22 protein-coding genes are annotated in these 16,017 nt (G+C 38.3%); 19 read left to right on the top strand and 3 right to left on the bottom strand.

What is annotated here, in order from left to right; genetic code table 11:
• Positions 1 to 49: 49 nt before the first annotated feature.
• From spoIIAA to lysA, 11 genes are all read left to right on the top strand, one after another.
• Positions 50 to 400 carry an anti-sigma F factor antagonist gene (gene spoIIAA, locus AS180_RS01775; protein ID WP_025909092.1) on the top strand — a complete coding sequence of 117 codons (351 nt, stop codon included), beginning with the start codon at positions 50 to 52 and terminating at the stop codon, positions 398 to 400.
• A complete protein-coding gene (gene spoIIAB / locus AS180_RS01770; protein ID WP_025909091.1) occupies positions 400 to 843 on the top strand; it encodes an anti-sigma F factor in 444 nt (147 codons plus the stop codon). The genes spoIIAA and spoIIAB overlap by 1 nt, the downstream gene beginning before the upstream one ends.
• A 12-nt stretch (positions 844 to 855) precedes the next feature.
• Positions 856 to 1,614 carry an RNA polymerase sporulation sigma factor SigF gene (gene sigF, locus AS180_RS01765; RefSeq protein WP_025909090.1) on the top strand — a complete coding sequence of 253 codons (759 nt, stop codon included), beginning with the start codon at positions 856 to 858 and terminating at the stop codon, positions 1,612 to 1,614.
• A 136-nt stretch (positions 1,615 to 1,750) separates the two neighbouring features.
• On the top strand, positions 1,751 to 2,371 hold the full coding sequence (locus AS180_RS01760) for a stage V sporulation protein AA (RefSeq protein WP_025909089.1): 621 nt from the start codon (positions 1,751 to 1,753) through the stop codon (positions 2,369 to 2,371).
• Positions 2,361 to 2,783: a stage V sporulation protein AB gene (locus AS180_RS01755; protein WP_025909088.1), complete on the top strand. Its 423-nt coding sequence runs from the start codon at positions 2,361 to 2,363 to the stop codon at positions 2,781 to 2,783. Before AS180_RS01760 ends, AS180_RS01755 begins: the two co-directional genes overlap by 11 nt.
• A gap of 17 nt (positions 2,784 to 2,800) precedes the next feature.
• Positions 2,801 to 3,259: a stage V sporulation protein AC gene (spoVAC, locus tag AS180_RS01750; protein WP_025909087.1), complete on the top strand. Its 459-nt coding sequence runs from the start codon at positions 2,801 to 2,803 to the stop codon at positions 3,257 to 3,259.
• Positions 3,260 to 3,277: 18 nt separating this feature from the next.
• Positions 3,278 to 4,291, top strand: coding sequence for a stage V sporulation protein AD (spoVAD, locus tag AS180_RS01745; RefSeq protein WP_025909086.1), 1,014 nt, complete (start codon positions 3,278 to 3,280; stop codon positions 4,289 to 4,291).
• Between the two features lie 2 nt (positions 4,292 to 4,293).
• Entirely contained in the window at positions 4,294 to 4,644 is a 351-nt protein-coding gene (spoVAE, locus tag AS180_RS01740; RefSeq protein WP_025909085.1) for a stage V sporulation protein AE, read from the top strand.
• A 10-nt stretch (positions 4,645 to 4,654) separates the two neighbouring features.
• Positions 4,655 to 5,236, top strand: a complete 582-nt coding sequence (locus AS180_RS01735; RefSeq protein ID WP_061784729.1) for a stage V sporulation protein SpoVABEA — start codon at positions 4,655 to 4,657, stop codon at positions 5,234 to 5,236.
• Positions 5,237 to 5,243: 7 nt separating this feature from the next.
• Complete coding sequence (locus tag AS180_RS01730) at positions 5,244 to 6,695, top strand: spore germination protein (RefSeq protein WP_374699980.1); 1,452 nt, start codon at positions 5,244 to 5,246, stop codon at positions 6,693 to 6,695.
• 165 nt (positions 6,696 to 6,860) lie between these two features.
• Positions 6,861 to 8,180, top strand: coding sequence for a diaminopimelate decarboxylase (gene lysA / locus AS180_RS01725; RefSeq protein ID WP_025909082.1), 1,320 nt, complete (start codon positions 6,861 to 6,863; stop codon positions 8,178 to 8,180).
• A gap of 31 nt (positions 8,181 to 8,211) precedes the next feature.
• Here the strand turns inward: lysA and AS180_RS01720 are convergent, their stop codons facing one another.
• A complete protein-coding gene (locus tag AS180_RS01720; protein WP_373688723.1) occupies positions 8,212 to 9,075 on the bottom strand; it encodes a DUF1002 domain-containing protein in 864 nt (287 codons plus the stop codon).
• Positions 9,076 to 9,345: 270 nt separating this feature from the next.
• Here AS180_RS01720 and AS180_RS01715 point away from each other — a divergent pair, with 270 nt between their 5' ends.
• Together AS180_RS01715 and AS180_RS01710 are read left to right on the top strand one after the other, a co-directional pair.
• The gene (locus tag AS180_RS01715) at positions 9,346 to 9,780 is read left to right on the top strand and encodes a peptidylprolyl isomerase (RefSeq protein WP_025908337.1); all 435 of its coding nucleotides are present in this window, start codon (positions 9,346 to 9,348) and stop codon (positions 9,778 to 9,780) included.
• A gap of 201 nt (positions 9,781 to 9,981) precedes the next feature.
• Complete coding sequence (locus tag AS180_RS01710) at positions 9,982 to 10,335, top strand: GNAT family N-acetyltransferase (protein ID WP_025908338.1); 354 nt, start codon at positions 9,982 to 9,984, stop codon at positions 10,333 to 10,335.
• A gap of 20 nt (positions 10,336 to 10,355) precedes the next feature.
• Here AS180_RS01710 and AS180_RS01705 read toward each other — a convergent pair whose 3' ends face one another.
• Positions 10,356 to 10,880: a DUF309 domain-containing protein gene (locus AS180_RS01705; protein WP_025908339.1), complete on the bottom strand. Its 525-nt coding sequence runs from the start codon at positions 10,878 to 10,880 to the stop codon at positions 10,356 to 10,358.
• 73 nt (positions 10,881 to 10,953) lie between these two features.
• Positions 10,954 to 11,049: a YjcZ family sporulation protein gene (locus AS180_RS21365; protein ID WP_076512182.1), complete on the bottom strand. Its 96-nt coding sequence runs from the start codon at positions 11,047 to 11,049 to the stop codon at positions 10,954 to 10,956.
• A 178-nt stretch (positions 11,050 to 11,227) separates the two neighbouring features.
• On the opposite strand from AS180_RS21365, the gene AS180_RS01700 reads away from it, so the two are divergent.
• From AS180_RS01700 to AS180_RS01675, 6 genes are all read left to right on the top strand, one after another.
• On the top strand, positions 11,228 to 11,989 hold the full coding sequence (locus AS180_RS01700) for a segregation/condensation protein A (protein ID WP_025908340.1): 762 nt from the start codon (positions 11,228 to 11,230) through the stop codon (positions 11,987 to 11,989).
• Complete coding sequence (scpB, locus tag AS180_RS01695; protein ID WP_025908341.1) at positions 11,986 to 12,558, top strand: SMC-Scp complex subunit ScpB; 573 nt, start codon at positions 11,986 to 11,988, stop codon at positions 12,556 to 12,558. Before AS180_RS01700 ends, scpB begins: the two co-directional genes overlap by 4 nt.
• Before the next feature lie 167 nt (positions 12,559 to 12,725).
• Positions 12,726 to 13,862: a D-alanyl-D-alanine carboxypeptidase family protein gene (locus AS180_RS01690; RefSeq protein WP_025908342.1), complete on the top strand. Its 1,137-nt coding sequence runs from the start codon at positions 12,726 to 12,728 to the stop codon at positions 13,860 to 13,862.
• Position 13,863: 1 nt separating this feature from the next.
• On the top strand, positions 13,864 to 14,463 hold the full coding sequence (locus AS180_RS01685) for a nucleoside recognition domain-containing protein (RefSeq protein WP_025908343.1): 600 nt from the start codon (positions 13,864 to 13,866) through the stop codon (positions 14,461 to 14,463).
• Positions 14,460 to 14,993, top strand: coding sequence for a spore maturation protein (locus AS180_RS01680; protein ID WP_025908344.1), 534 nt, complete (start codon positions 14,460 to 14,462; stop codon positions 14,991 to 14,993). Before AS180_RS01685 ends, AS180_RS01680 begins: the two co-directional genes overlap by 4 nt.
• Before the next feature lie 125 nt (positions 14,994 to 15,118).
• Complete coding sequence (locus AS180_RS01675) at positions 15,119 to 15,844, top strand: pseudouridine synthase (RefSeq protein ID WP_025908345.1); 726 nt, start codon at positions 15,119 to 15,121, stop codon at positions 15,842 to 15,844.
• The last annotated feature ends 173 nt before the right edge of the window (positions 15,845 to 16,017 follow it).

The following is a 16,017-nucleotide window of genomic DNA, read 5'->3' as shown; positions in this document are numbered from 1 at the left end:
TTCGCTATAGCGAAAGATTGACTATACGACTGATTAGGAGGTTTGTATAGTGAGTCTTTCTATAGAACTTGAATTAAAACAGGATGTGCTGTTAGTGCGATTGGGTGGAGAGTTAGATCATCATGCTGCAGAGCATTTAAGAACCCGCATTACACAAGAGTTAGAACAAAATGCGATTCAGCACTTAATTTTAAACCTTGAGAAATTAACGTTTATGGATAGCTCAGGTCTCGGGGTTATTTTAGGAAGGTACAAGCAGGTTCGAAACAACGGAGGAGAAATGGTTGTATGTGCAATCTCTCCACCGGTTGAACGCCTCTTCAATATGTCTGGGTTATTTAAAATTATTCGCTTTGAGCCAAGTGAACAAAACGCGCTGCAGAAGTTGGGGGTGGCATGATGAAAAACGAAATGCACCTTCAATTCTCAGCTCTTAGTCAAAATGAATCATTTGCACGGGTTACGGTGGCTGCTTTTATCACGCAGCTTGACCCTACAATGGATGAGTTAACGGAAATTAAAACAGTTGTGTCAGAAGCCGTAACGAACGCCATTATTCATGGTTATAACAATAACGCAGAAGGTATTGTACACATTGACGTTACGCTTCATGATAATGGAATGGTTGAACTTATTATTAAGGACGACGGTGTGGGAATTGATGATGTTAATGAAGCTACGCAGCCTCTTTACACAACAAAACCTGAACTTGAGCGTTCTGGCATGGGTTTTACAATCATGGAGAACTTCATGGATGAAATTAACGTCGTATCTGCGCCTTTAGCGGGAACAACTGTCTACTTAAAAAAACAATTAACAAATAGTAAAGCGCTATGTAATTAAGGAGACTTGCCGATGGATGTGGAGGTCAAAAAGGAAAAAAATGAGCCGTATTTAAAAGATCATGAAGTGAAAGACCTCATCAAGCGCAGTCAACAAGGTGATCAGAATGCTAGGGATACAATCGTTCAGAAAAATATGAGGTTGGTTTGGTCAGTTGTACAGCGATTTATTAATCGAGGATATGAGCCTGATGATTTGTTTCAGATTGGCTGTATTGGCTTGCTCAAGTCAGTCGACAAGTTCGATTTATCCTATGATGTGAAATTTTCAACCTATGCAGTTCCAATGATTATTGGTGAAATACAACGTTTTATTCGAGACGATGGAACGGTGAAAGTAAGCCGTTCATTAAAAGAAATGAGCAATAAAATCCGAAAAGCCAAAGATGAATTATCAAAAATGCTTGGACGGGTTCCCACTGTGGCAGAGGTTGCTGAACACTTGGATTTTACACCTGAAGAAGTGGTTATGGCGCAAGAAGCAAATCGAGCACCGTCTTCTATACATGAAACCGTTTATGAAAACGATGGTGACCCAATTACGCTTCTTGATCAAATTGCTGACCATAGTGAAGCAAAATGGTTTGATAAAATTGCATTAAAAGAAGCTATTGAAGAGTTAGAGGAACGTGAAAAGCTCATTGTATATTTGCGTTATTACAAAGATCAAACTCAATCAGAGGTTGCGTCTCGATTGGGGATTTCTCAGGTGCAGGTATCAAGGCTTGAAAAGAAAATTTTAAAGCAAATGAAGAGTCAAATGAATGAATAAAGAGCGGCAGGTTATCTATAACCTGCTGCTCTTTTTTTTGGTAATTAATGGTCTGTTGTGAAACTTTGAATTAGAAAATTTAAGTGAATACATACTACACGTACAAGGAGGATAACGAATTGTAGGTGTGATGTAAATGGATAATACTTTATATATCAAAATGAGACATCGTGTGCAGGTCGAACCAAATGCAGTGGTCAACCTTGGACAGCTAGCTCTCTTGATAAGTGAAGAATCAATTGAGAAAGAACTTGCTCAGCTCAGCGTGTATAAGGTGAAAAAGAGTGATCGTAACATTATCATCATTGATTTAATGAAAGTAATTGCATTAATAAAGAAGGCTTGTCCTCACCTTGATGTTCAAACAATTGGTCCTGCTCAAACGATTGTTGAAGTTGTTTATAAAAAAAAACAATCGTCTTTTATCGCATTTATAGCTGTCTGGTTTCTATTGTTTATTGGTGCGGCCATGGCCGTCATGAATTTTCATGAAGATGTTAGCATGCAGCAAGTGCATCAAAAACTGTTTTATATGCTCACAGGAATAAAGGATAAGCAGCCTTTAGTCATTCAAATCCCCTATTCATTTGGCCTTGGTTTAGGCATGATTCTCTTTTTTAACCACGTGTTTCGCAAGCGAATTAATGAAGAACCTAGCCCTTTAGAAGTTGAAATGTTCAATTATCAACAGGATTTAGATCAGTATGTCATTATGCATGAGAACAAAGAAAGTATGAAGAATTTAGATGATCGCTAACATCGTATTTACGATAATTGTAGGGTTTGCTAGTGGGCTAGCTGTAGGTGGAGGATTTGTGGCTTTTTTAACAGTGCTAGGCATTATTCCAAGGTTGATGCAGCTTACGAAAACAATGAAATATATTCAATTTTATGAGTGGGCTGTTGTTGGGGGAGCAGTAGCTGGTGGTTGGTGTAGTTTACATCAGTATACATGGAGCGTTCCTTCACTGTTTATTGGCATTATCGGGTTAGCGAGTGGAATTTTCTTTGGCATGCTAGCAGCTGCTCTAACTGAGATGCTGAATGTATTGCCTATCTTAACAAAAAGAATAGGAATGGATGGAAAGCTTATTCTATTACTAATGGCCATTGTACTGGGGAAGGTTTTTGGATCGCTTTTTCACTGGGTTTATTTTGTTAATCAATAAAAAGGAGTGGATAATAAGTGGCAGGTAATCAAAAGCTAAAAGATAACTATCAAGAGAATATAAAATCATTTCAACCAAATCCTCCTTATGTGTTGAATTGTCTCAAAGCTTTTATCGTTGGAGGGTTGATATGTGGGTTTGGGCAAGCTATACAAAACTTTTATATCACATTTTTTGATTTCACGACAAAAACAGCAGGAAATCCAACAGCCGCAACGCTTGTTTTAATTTCAGCAATCTTAACAGGTATCGGTGTATACGATCGAATCGGTCAATTTGCAGGTGCCGGATCTGCCGTACCGATTACTGGGTTTGCGAATTCAATGACAAGTGCAGCCCTAGAACATAGAAGTGAAGGGCTTGTTTTAGGAGTTGCAACAAATATGTTTAAGCTAGCTGGAAACGTCATCGTTTTTGGTGTTGTGGCTGCTTATATCGTCGGAATGATTCGATATATATTTAAAACATTTTTTTAGATAGAGGAGAGAAAGTAAATGAGAAAGGCTGGAAAACAAACATGGGTATATGAAAATCTTGTTTATATTAACGCAGCTGGTACAGCTGTTGGACCCAAAGAAGCTGACGGTCCATTAGGAAGTACCTTTGATATCACGCATAAAGATCTGCACTGTGAAGAAGCAAATTGGGAGTTAGCTGAGCGTAAGCTTATGCGCGAATCCATCGACTCATGTTTGGGGAAGATGAATTTATCGTATGAAGACGTAGATTTATTTTTAGCTGGTGATCTTTTAAATCAAAACGTAACGGCCAATTTTGTCGCAAGAGATCACCAAATTCCTTTTCTTTGTATGTTTGGAGCTTGCTCTACTTCAATGGAAACGTTAGCAACGGGAGCTGCGCTTGTAGATGCAGGGTTCGCCAACCGTATTATAGCGTCTGCCAGCAGCCATAATGCAACGGCAGAGAGGCAGTTTCGGTACCCGACTGAATACGGAGGGCAAAAACCAGACACTGCAACTGCAACAATTACGGGAGCAGGAAGTGCACTTGTTTCTAGACAAAAGAGCCCTGTTCGCTTGACCTCTGCTACTGTAGGACGAGTAATGGATTATGGAATTAAAAACCCTTTTGATATGGGTTCAGCTATGGCTCCAGCGGCTGCGGATACGATTCAAAAACATTTTGAAGATTTACAGATTTCTCCGGATCACTACGATTTGATCGTTACTGGAGATTTATCAGGCGTCGGTAGCCCAATTTTGAAACAGTTATTAAAAGATGAAGGGTATGACGTTTCAGAGAATCATAATGATTGCGGCTTGATGGTTTATCGGCCGAACCAAAACGTATTTGCTGGTGGAAGTGGATGCGGTTGCTCTGCTGTTGTCACATATGGACATCTGCTTAATGAATTAAAGTCAGGAAACTTAAAACGAATCTTTGTTGTTGCAACGGGAGCACTGCTTAGCCCAACGATGACGCAGCAAAAAGAATCAATACCAACCATTGCACACGGTGTTGTAATGGAACATGTTGAGGAGGGGTAATTGTGGATTATGTTATTGCTTTTGTGGTAGGAGGAGCAATCTGTGTAATCGGTCAGCTGTTGCTTGATTTTGCCAAGCTTACCCCTGCTCACGTTATGAGTTCCTTTGTAGTAATTGGAGCAATCTTAGATGGATTTGGGATTTATGATAAATTTATCGAATTTGCTGGAGCAGGCGCCACAGTTCCAATTACAAGCTTTGGACACTCGCTATTACACGGAGCTATGCATCAAGCAGATGAACATGGGTTTATTGGAATTGGTATCGGTATGTTTGAGCTAACGTCGGCAGGTATTTCAGCAGCTATTTTATTTGCTTTTATCATCGCGCTAATCTTTAAACCAAAAGGATAAGAGGTGTGATATGAAAAAAAGGCAAGTTATTTTAATTACAGATGGAGATGAATACGCACGAAAAAACATTGAGTACATTGCGAAAAAAGTGGGCGGCAGATGTATTTCAAAGTCCTACGGAAATCCAACGACTCTAACGGGTAAAGAAATTGTTGGCATGATTTTAGAAGCACCGTATGATCCTGTATTTGTTATGTTCGATGACAGCGGCTTTGTTGGCGAAGGTGCTGGAGAACAAGCGCTTAAGTATGTAGCGACAAATAAACAAATGGATGTATTAGGTGTTATTGCGGTAGCTTCTAGAACTCATCAAAGTGAATGGTCCAAAGTAGATGTTACAATCGACCGCTTTGGTGAACTAACGCATTATGGTGTGGATAAAAGTGGTATTCAAGAGTTGGAGGTTGGGCGAATAAATGGTGACACGGTGTACTGTTTAGATGAGCTCGATGTTCCGCTGGTTGTCGGAATTGGAGACATTGGTAAAATGGCACGCATGGATGATGTAAAAGCTGGTTGTCCAATTACAGAGCAAGCTGTACAACTGATTTTAGAAAGGAGTGGCTTCCGTGAGCAACAAAGTGGAAAATAAAACAAAGATTTTCCCAAAGATTCAACAAAATGATGAATGGTACAAAGAAAACGCTAGTATGATTACAAGCTTTGATGTAGGTGTTCGTAAACTTCTTATCCTAGGTCGAGAAGTGCATGTATACTACGTAACAGGCCTATGTGATAGTGCATTTATCATTGAAATTACCAAAGTACTTGTTCAAATTAATGATAATGAAGTTGAGCAGGCAAAATTAAAAGATATTATTGAAAACCGTTTAATTCATCAACAGGTTAAGCCTCTAAGAACACTGGATGAAGGAATGGATACCATTTTATCAGGTCTCATTTTTGTACTTATTGATGGAGAAGAAGTAGGCTTTGAAGTTGATGTAAGGATGTATCCAGGGCGTTCGCCAGAAGAACCAGATACAGAAAGAGTTATTCGCGGTGCGCGCGATGGATATACAGAAAATATTATTATCAATACAGCACTAACTCGTCGTCGAATTCGAGATGGAAGACTACGCTTTGAAATCTTTAAAGTAGGTGAACGTTCCAAACTGGACGTAGCAATTGGGTACATAGATGAAATTGCAGATCCTGGACTTGTGGAAATTATAAAAAAAGAGCTTACTTCTATCAAAGTAGACGGTCTACCGATGGCAGATAAATCGCTAGAAGAGTATATGGTCAAACAAGGTTTTAATCCGTTTCCTATGGTTCGCTATACGGAAAGACCAGATACAGCTGCTACGCATTTATTAGAAGGGCACGTTATTTTAATTACAGATACATCACCAAGTGTCATTATTACGCCAACTACGTTTTTTCATCATTTACAACATGCAGAAGAATATAGGCAATCTCCTGCTGTTGGGACGTTTATTAGGTGGGTAAGGTTATTAGGGATTTTAGCATCTGTATTTTTATTACCACTATGGCTATTATTTGTTCTAGAACCACAGCTTTTGCCGCCGGCACTTCAGTTTATAGGACCCAATGAGCAAACGAATATTCCAACTGTTATTCAAATCTTCTTAGCTGACTTAGGCATCGAATTCTTAAGGATGGCCGCCATTCATACACCAACTGCTCTAGCTACCGCCATGGGCTTAATCGCCGCTGTTCTCATTGGGCAGATTGCCATTGATGTAGGACTTTTTGTACCTGAGGTAATCTTATACGTAGCGGTAGCAGCAATTGGTACATTTGCTACTCCAAGTTATGAATTGGCCATTGCGAATAAAATAATTCGTTTAATGCTCTTAATAGGTGTAGCTGCTTTTCACACGCCTGGATTTGTTATTATGTCTACGCTGTATTTAATCTATCTCGTGAGCTTAAAGTCGTTGAACACGCCTTATCTATGGCCGTTTATGCCATTTAATCCTAAAGCGCTGCTTCAGATTATTATTCGCCCAGCGGTACCGTCTGCGAAATCCAGACCTAGCATTGTACACCCACAAGATAAAGATCGTCAGCCAGCAGATTCGTAAATCTGGTAGCCATCTCTTGTTTATTTAGCAATATGTAGTTGAAACCTGTAAAAAAATGTGATAGATTTGTTTTAATTATGTAAAATAATAAATTTTTAGACAGTTAGCAGCTCTTTATGCTGTCAGCTGTCTTTTTTACAATATATAAAGGAACGGGGTAGAAGGATGTTTTTACATGGTACAAGTCGCATTAATGAACAAGGTCATCTTGAAATCGGTGGTGTAGACGCGGTTAAGCTTGGTAAAGAGTTTGGAACGCCTCTTTACGTATATGATGTCGCTTTAATTCGTCAACGTGCTAGAGGGTTTAAAGAAACGTTTGAAAAACACAATATAAAAGCACAGGTAGCATATGCAAGTAAAGCCTTCTCGACCGTTGCGATGGTACAAGTGGTAGACCAAGAAGGCCTGTCCTTAGATGTTGTATCTGGAGGAGAGCTTTATACGGCGCTGGCGGCTAATTTTCCTAAAGAACGGATTCATTTTCATGGAAACAATAAAAGCCGAGCTGAGTTAGAGATGGCTATTAAAGAAGATATTGGGTGCATTGTTGTAGATAACTTTTATGAGATTGCGCTGTTACAAGAACTAACAGAACAGTATCGCAAAACGATGCCTGTATTATTGCGCTTAACACCAGGTATTGAAGCTCATACTCATGACTACATTCTCACAGGACAAGAAGATTCAAAGTTTGGTTTTGATTTGCAAAATGGTCAAGCTGATGAAGCAATTAAAGCTGTGATGGAAACCAGTGGAATTAACCTGTTAGGAATTCACTGCCATATTGGTTCACAAATCTTTGAAACAACAGGATTTGTCATGGCGACTCAGAAGCTTTTTTCAAAAATGAAAGAGTGGAAGGAAACAATTGGCTATGTACCGGAAGTACTTAATCTTGGGGGAGGGTTCGGAATTCGCTACACAGAGGAAGATCAGCCTATTCCTGTTTCCGAATATGTAGAAGTGATTATTGAAGAAGTTAAAAAGCAATCAGCTCAACTAGATGTTCCAATTCCTGAAATTTGGATTGAACCTGGCCGTTCACTCGTAGGAGATGCAGGTACAACACTTTACTCTGTTGGTTCACGCAAACATGTCCCGAATATTCGTGAATATGTTGCAATTGATGGGGGGATGAATGATAATATCCGTCCTGCATTATATCAAGCAAAGTATGAAGCTGCTCTTGCGAATCGAATGAATGATGTGAAAGATGAACTTGTATCGATTGCTGGGAAATGCTGTGAATCTGGAGACATGCTAATGTGGGACTTGTCGTTGCCAACAGCACGTCCAGGTGATATTCTAGCGATGTTCTGTACAGGTGCATATGGTTATTCAATGGCGAGTCAGTATAACCGTTTGCCTAAACCAGCGGTCGTGTTTGTTGAAGATGGAGATGCTCAGTTAGTTGTACAACGTGAAACATATGAAGATATTATTAAAAATGATTTAAAGTATAACGTTGCGTTAAAAAAGTAAAAAAACGGTTGCCTTAGAGGCAACCGTTTTTTTATGAGAATAAAGCTTTAATAGCATCAATGATACTAATAAAGAAGTTTTTTAGTTTATCAAGGAATGACTGTCCTTCTTCAGACTGCAAAAATGTTGTGACTTTCTCTTTAGTAGCTGATAATTGATCTTTAACTTGATTCCAATCAATATCTAAGTCTTTTAAACGATTGAAAAAGTCAACGAGTGTGTTCAGCTCAGAGTCTGTTAGGCTAATGCCTAAATCATTGGCTACACGCTCGATTAAAGCACGCAAATCATCTTTTGTTTGTGGATTTTCTTTGGCAATTTCTTCTTTTATTGTTGCCATAAATTCAGCTGCTTTTTCTTTTCCTACTTTTTCACCAAGTTCAGCTGTTTGAACCATCTCTTCATTGGCCGCTTTTTTAACCTCTTCAGGTATTTTTTTATTTGTTTGTACTTCATAGGCTTTCATAATTCCGGTTAATGCGGCAGTACCTGATACTTCAAAAGGTGCAGTAATTTTAATATCAGCGTCTTTTACACCTGCAGTCATTAACGCGTTTAGGTACATATCATCCGTAATGGATGTAATGTTTTGGGTGGCTACGCTTAAGCCTGAATCTTTTGCAGTAAGCGTAATGCTTGAAGATGAAATCGCTCTAGAGCCGATGGTTGCTTTTGGAATAAAGTCACCTAAATACTCATGTTCTTCTGCGTTAGACACAGTAATGGTTTGCGCATTATCTGGTGCTTCAAGGTCTTTTAATACTTTTTCTTTTTGCGCAATTGTTAAATCTTCTCCTAAAGTAACAATGACGTCACCTACAGCTGCGTCTGCAAGACTTTTTATTGGCGCTGTTAAAAACAAAATCAAGCTCATAGTAAGCAAAGCTATTTTTATATAAGGCTTCATAATTTTTTCCTCCTTTAACCATATCCTATTATAATACGATTTTAGATAATGCGATAGTTTCATCTCGCGCTACTTATTAAACGAAGAGACAACAAGAAAGTTTCAAAAAAAGAAAAATTCACTAATTGATTGAAGAAAAGTGATTCATTGAATTTAGATATTCACTTATAGTACAATAAGATGAAACATTGTTAAAGCGTGCATAGTTACTTATGTACAACCATAAGTGTTGAAATACATAATTTGGAGGTTTTATACATGAAAAAAGCAAGCATTTTAATGGAAAATGGAGAAAAAATTCTAATTGATTTATTTGAAAATGAAGCGCCTGGAACAGTTGAAAACTTTGAAAAATTAGCAGCTGAAGGTTTTTATAACGGCGTAACGTTCCACCGCGTTATCCCTGGATTTGTATCACAAGGTGGAGATCCTACAGGCACAGGAGCTGGCGGTCCTGGGTATACAATTAAGTGTGAAACAGAAGGTAATCCTCATAAGCATGAAGCTGGTTCATTATCAATGGCTCATGCAGGAAAAGATACTGGCGGAAGTCAATTCTTTATCGTACATGAGCCACAGCCACACTTAAATGGTGTTCATACTGTGTTTGGTAAAGTAACAGAAGGGTTAGATACAGTATTGAAGATGCGTAACGGTGATGTGATGAAAGAAGTTAAGGTGTGGGAAGAGTAATATTCTCATGCTGTAACAATTCAACATTAGGTTGAAAAGAGTGATAATAGAGCGCCTTGTAAGTTGTGAAATCAACTTTACATGTCGCTCTTTTTATGTGAATTTACAGCGGTGTTGCTATTATTTCATAAATTTTGTATGATAAAAGCATTAGAATTAACGAACACATCGTAGGAAAGTTTGAGAACGAGGGAGAATTTTATGCTTATTCGCTATAAAAGAAGTCATGAAAAAATTGCTATGGGTCTTCTGTCGTTTGTGCCAACTGAAAAGGATTTAAAAAAACTTCAGCAAACGATGAAAGATTATGAGCAAAACGAAAATCGCCAGCTATATTTATGGAAACAGGGAGAAGACTTTATCGGTATTGTTGGAGTTTCAATTATTGATCAAGATTTAGTTGAGGTTCAACATGTGAGTGTCAATCCATCTCATCGCCAGCAGGGGATCGGAAAAGAAATGATTAAAGCACTTCAGCAGATGTATTCTAATGCTCAAATTAAGCCTAGTGAGTTAATTGCACCGTTTTATGAAAAATGTCAAAGTGAACAATAAAAAGCAGAGCTGCAGTAGTCTTAACTACGAGAAGCTCTGCTTTTTCGTAATTTCTTTGCCCGCTCTGCAATGATAGCTGTTCGATCACGGAGCTTATGACGGTGAATAAGGTGTTCATCCTGCAAATTAGATGGTGTAAGCCATCCGAATGTCTGAGCTAAAGGGTGTGCATGGCATTGCTGAACAAGGTGTTCATCTACAATTGGCATATTTAAGCTTTGATACGGTTTTGAAGCCTGTATTAAGCGCAAATGTTTGTTGAGTATGCTGATTAAATCGATTGGCTGTAAACCAATCTGAAATAGCTCTTGATGGTGCGCATCAAGAATTGAAATTGCTTTTTTCATCGTACGTTCAGCACCTACGTAGTTACTTCGACGATGATGATACAGCGAAACGGCAACTTGAATGAGCCCAACCCATAAAACATTTCGATGCCTAGGATCAGCGACTTTCCAATGTTCTTCTAGTACTTCATGGCATTCGAAATAATCTCTGTTTGTATGAAAATAAACAAGATAATCTATATACGGTTTTGGATACATAACTGGTAACCTCCTAATGCCAGTGTAACATAAAAAAGTGTCCAGCTAAACTGAACACATTTGGGTCATTTTATTAAAAGTGTAAGCAAGCGCATCCGATAATTACTAATAAAATAAACAATACAATAATTAAAGAAAATCCTCCGTTATAATCATGCTTGTGAGTCATGAGAATTCCTCCTTCGAGTTATCAAAATGCTATTACCCTGACATCATATGTTCATTTTTACGTTTGGTATGGGCGAATGATCTATCTTTCCTAGAAATTATATTGGACATGTGTCTAGAATCCTCTATACTAATGATAGTACGACTTATGACTAAATGATAATTTTGGTGGGATAGAATTGGAATATAGTGTGAAGGTAGATGCTTTTGAAGGACCGCTAGACCTTTTATTGCATCTTATTAACCGATTTGAAATTGATATTTATGACATACCAGTAGCAACGATTACCGAACAATACATGATGTATATACATACGATGAACGAGCTTCAGCTAGATGTGGCAAGCGAATATCTAGTAATGGCTGCTACGCTTATTCAAATTAAAAGTAAAATGTTACTGCCAACATATGATGAAGACGATATAGATGACAGTATGGATGATATAGAAGAAGATCCTCGCGAACAGTTAATGCAGCAGTTAATTGAATATCGTAAATTTAAAGAAGCTGCCGTTGAACTTCAAAAGCTTGAAGAAACACAAACCCATATTTACGCAAAGGCCCCTAGTAACTTACAGCAAATAAGTGATGAAAAATCGCCGCAGCAAGATAGCGGAGATTTAGATGTTTCGCTTTATGATATGCTGAGTGCTTTACAGAAGTTGATGAAGCGAAAACAGTTACAGAAGCCAGCGCAAGCAAGAGTAGCCCGTCAAGACGTTCCAATTGAAAAAAGAATGACGGAAATTGTATCGGTACTCCAAAAAACAAAGGGCAAACAAAGTTTTTATAAGCTTTTTCCTTATCCTGAGCGCAATCATATTGTGGTAACGTTCTTAGCCATCTTAGAATTAATGAAAAAGAATAAAGTCATCGTAGAGCAGTCCAATAACTTAGATGAACTATACGTTGCATATCAAGAAAGGAATGATGAAAGATGAGTAAACAACATGTTTCTGCGGCTATCGAGAGTTTACTATTCGTTGTGGGAGATGAGGGGCTATCGATTAAACAGCTGCAAGAACTTCTTGATGTGTCAAAAGACGAAGTGAGCATAGAGTTAAATAAACTGATGAAAGAGTATGAAGACGAGAAGCGTGGTCTTCAGCTAGTAGAGATTGCTGGACAGTTTCAATTCGCAACGAAGCAGGAATATGCTTCGTATGTGGAAAAATTAATTGAAGCACCACCTGCACAATCGCTATCTCAAGCTGCGCTTGAAACGCTAGCAATTGTAGCATATCGTCAACCGATTACGCGAGCTGAAATTGAAGAAATTCGCGGTGTGAAAACTGAAAGGCCGCTTCAAACGCTGATTGGCAAAGCGCTTTTAAAAGAAGCAGGACGCGCAGAAGGAGCAGGCCGAGCGATTCTATATGGAACAACAAAAGAATTCTTAGCTTATTTCGGCTTAAAAGACTTGAGCGAACTGCCACCGCTTCCAGAAGATGAAGCAGGCGCTGAACAGGAAGCAGATTTGTTTTTTCGGACGTTTCAAGAAACAGAATAACTCACTTGGTAAAGAACACGATGAGTATACATCGTGTTCTTTTTATGAATAAAAAAAGAAAAAAATTACAAATAAGATAAAAGTTGAAAGATGCCTTTACGTAAATAATTCATAACATGAAAACAAGTGCATAAACTTGTACAAACAGATAAAGGGACGGGGATGACATGCGGAAAATAAAGCAAAGCATTATATGTTTCATAATTTTATTTTTAGGTCTAAGCAGTTTACCTCCTACTACATATGCAGCAGGTGTAAGCGCCCATAGTGCAATTTTAATTGAACAAAAGTCTGGAAGAGTTTTATATGAGAAAAATGCTGATGAGATTAGCCGCATAGCGAGCATTACGAAAATTATGACCGCTATTTTAGCGATTGAATCTGGCAAAATTGATCAAACAACAACGGTTAGCTCTCGAGCAGTGGGAGTAGAAGGGTCATCCATTTACTTAATTGAGGGTGAAAAAATTAAGCTCAAAGACTTGGTATATGGACTTATGATGAGATCTGGAAACGATGCAGCTGTAGCGATTGCTGAAATGGTAGGGGGCAGCGAAGAGGGATTTGTTTATTTAATGAATCAAAAAGCAAATGAAATTGGAATGACTAATACCACATTTCAAAATCCTCATGGACTAGATAATCATGAAAATCATCGTTCAACAGCCTATGACATGGCGATCTTGATGCGCTACGCAATGAATAATAAAACGTTTCGAGAAATTTCAGGAACAAAAGTTTACAGAACCGCTCATCCAGAAGAAAAGTGGGACCGCGTGTGGAAAAATAAAAATAAATTACTGACAAGCTTATATGCATATTGCACAGGTGGTAAAACGGGATATACAAAGTTAGCAAAGCGAACGCTGGTAACGACGGCCACAAAAAATGGAATGGATTTAATTGCTGTTACAATTAACGCACCTAGTGATTGGAATGATCACATTTCTATGTACGAAGAGGCTTTTGATAATTATAAAATGACAAGCTTGGCTCCAAAAGGAGAGCTGAAAGGCATCGAAGATTCATTTTATAAAAAGAAGCTTGAAATTAAAAGAGATGTTATATATCCATTAACAAAAGATGAGCAAGAAACCATTAAGTTGAAAACGATTTTAATTAAACCCCAAAAAGAGTGGAAAGAAGGAAAGCCTGTTCCAAGCGTTGTAGGAGAGTTACAGGTGACACAAGATGGTGAGTCAATAGGGAATATACCGATTTACTTCCATAATGAGCAAAAGAAAGAAGAGGGATTTTTCACTAAGGTAAAGAACTTATTTTTCGTTTATCCGGGAGCACGATAAGATGGTTAATGTCATTTGGATGTTGCTAACGGTTATTGGAATTGTGTTTGCGATCATTAATGGAAAGATGGATGCGGTTAATAAAGCAATCTTTCAAGGGGCAGGAGAAGCGGTTACCATCAGTATTGGTTTAATAAGTGTATTGGTATTTTGGCTAGGCATTATGAACATTGCGCAACACGCTGGATTATTGGAGAAATTAGCCAAGTTGTTTCGTCCTATTATTGGGAGGTTGTTTCCTGACATTCCAAAAGATCATCCTGCTTTAGGATATATACTATCTAATATGATGGCTAATATGTTTGGGCTTGGTAATGCAGCGACACCGCTTGGGATTAAAGCAATGGAACAGTTAAAACAGCTAAATGGTAATAAGGATGAAGCGAGTAGGTCAATGATTACTTTGCTAGCGCTCAATACAACCAGTCTAACATTAATCCCAACAACTGTTATTGCCATTCGTATCACGTATAATTCCGCCAATCCCACAGAGATTGTAGGAACGACACTTCTTGCAACGGTTGTTGCTACAATGGGAGCCATTATCATTGATCGTTATTTCTACCATCGCCGTATGAGAAAAGGAGGGGAGCGTAGATGACCTTATTGAATCAAATTTCCATTATGTTTATCCCTCTTATTGTAGGTTGTATCCTTTTATATGGAACATATAAAAAAATCCCAACTTATGAACGATTTGTAGAAGGCGGGAAGGATGGACTACAAATTGCGTTTTCTATTATTCCTTATCTCGTTGGGATGCTCGTAAGTATTTCAATCTTTCGAGCATCTGGAGCTTTAGATTTCTTTTTAAACTTTATGAAGCCATTTTTAGATGCAGTTGGCGTGCCAGCTGATATAGTACCACTTGCTTTAATCAAGCCAATTTCAGGAACTGCCGCTTTGGGTATTACAACCGATTTAATTGCAACGTATGGGCCGGATTCCTTTATTGGACGATTAGCTTCTACTATGCAGGGAAGTACTGATACTACATTTTATATTTTAACCGTTTATTTTGGAGCGGTAGGCATAAAAAAAATGGGCGATGCTCTAAAGGTTGGCTTGTTAGCGGATTTAGTAGGCATTGTCGCATCAGTGGTAATTGTTATTCTTGTTTTTGGGTCATAATAAAGGTAAAAGAAAGCAGGCTTGACATGCTTTCTTTTTTGCATGAGAAAATTAATAGCTATTTGCTGTACAGGCTTGTATATTAGAGAGTAAACAAGTAAGATGTTACAAGAGGTGAGATATAAATGGAACGATTACAAAAAGTAATTGCTCATGCGGGTGTTGCTTCAAGGCGTAAAGCTGAAGAGCTTATTACGCAAGGACGAGTAACGGTGAACGGAAAAGCAATAAAAGAGCTAGGAACAAAGGTAGGACCTAACGATAAAATTGAAGTGGACGGTGTACCATTAGAACGCGAAGAACCCGTCTATTTTATGTTATATAAGCCAAGAGGCGTTATTTCAGCAGCGAAGGATGATAAAGATCGAAAAACGGTTGTGGACTTTTTCCCTCACGTTGAAGAACGTATCTATCCAATTGGGCGCTTAGATTATGATACGTCGGGGCTAATTCTTTTAACAAATGATGGTGAATTTGCCAACCTGCTGACGCATCCAAAGTACGAAATTGATAAGGTGTACGTAGCAAAAATTAAAGGTATTCCACCGCGTGAAAAAATCAGACAGCTACAGAGAGGTATTATGCTTGAAGACGGAAAAACATCGCCTGCGCGTGCAAAAGTTCTGTCTATTGATAAAGGAAAGCAAACAGCCATCGTAGAGCTAACGATTCATGAAGGTAAAAACCGCCAAGTGCGTCGCATGTTTGAAGCGATTGGTCATCCTGTCTTAAAATTAAAGCGCGAACGCTATGCAAATTTAGATTTAAGAGGCTTAAACGCAGGAGAAGCAAGAGAATTAACGGCTCATGAAGTAAAGCAGCTGTATACGAAAGCACAAACAGGTAAGTAAGTATAACAAGGCACGTTTAGCTGGTAGATCATTCGATCAGCTAAACGTGCTTTTTTATGAATAAAGATGTAAGCGCATAAATTATAAATAAATGAGTTGTCCATTCTTTGTTGAAAGCGTTGCTGTGTCACATAACCTTCATAATATTTTTACCTTTACTAATGCGAAAAAAT

Source organism: Priestia veravalensis (assembly GCF_001457055.1).
GTDB lineage: Bacteria > Bacillota > Bacilli > Bacillales > Bacillaceae_H > Priestia > Priestia flexa.
Note: the sequence above shows the minus strand (reverse complement) of the source record. Positions and strands in the feature narration are given on the sequence as shown.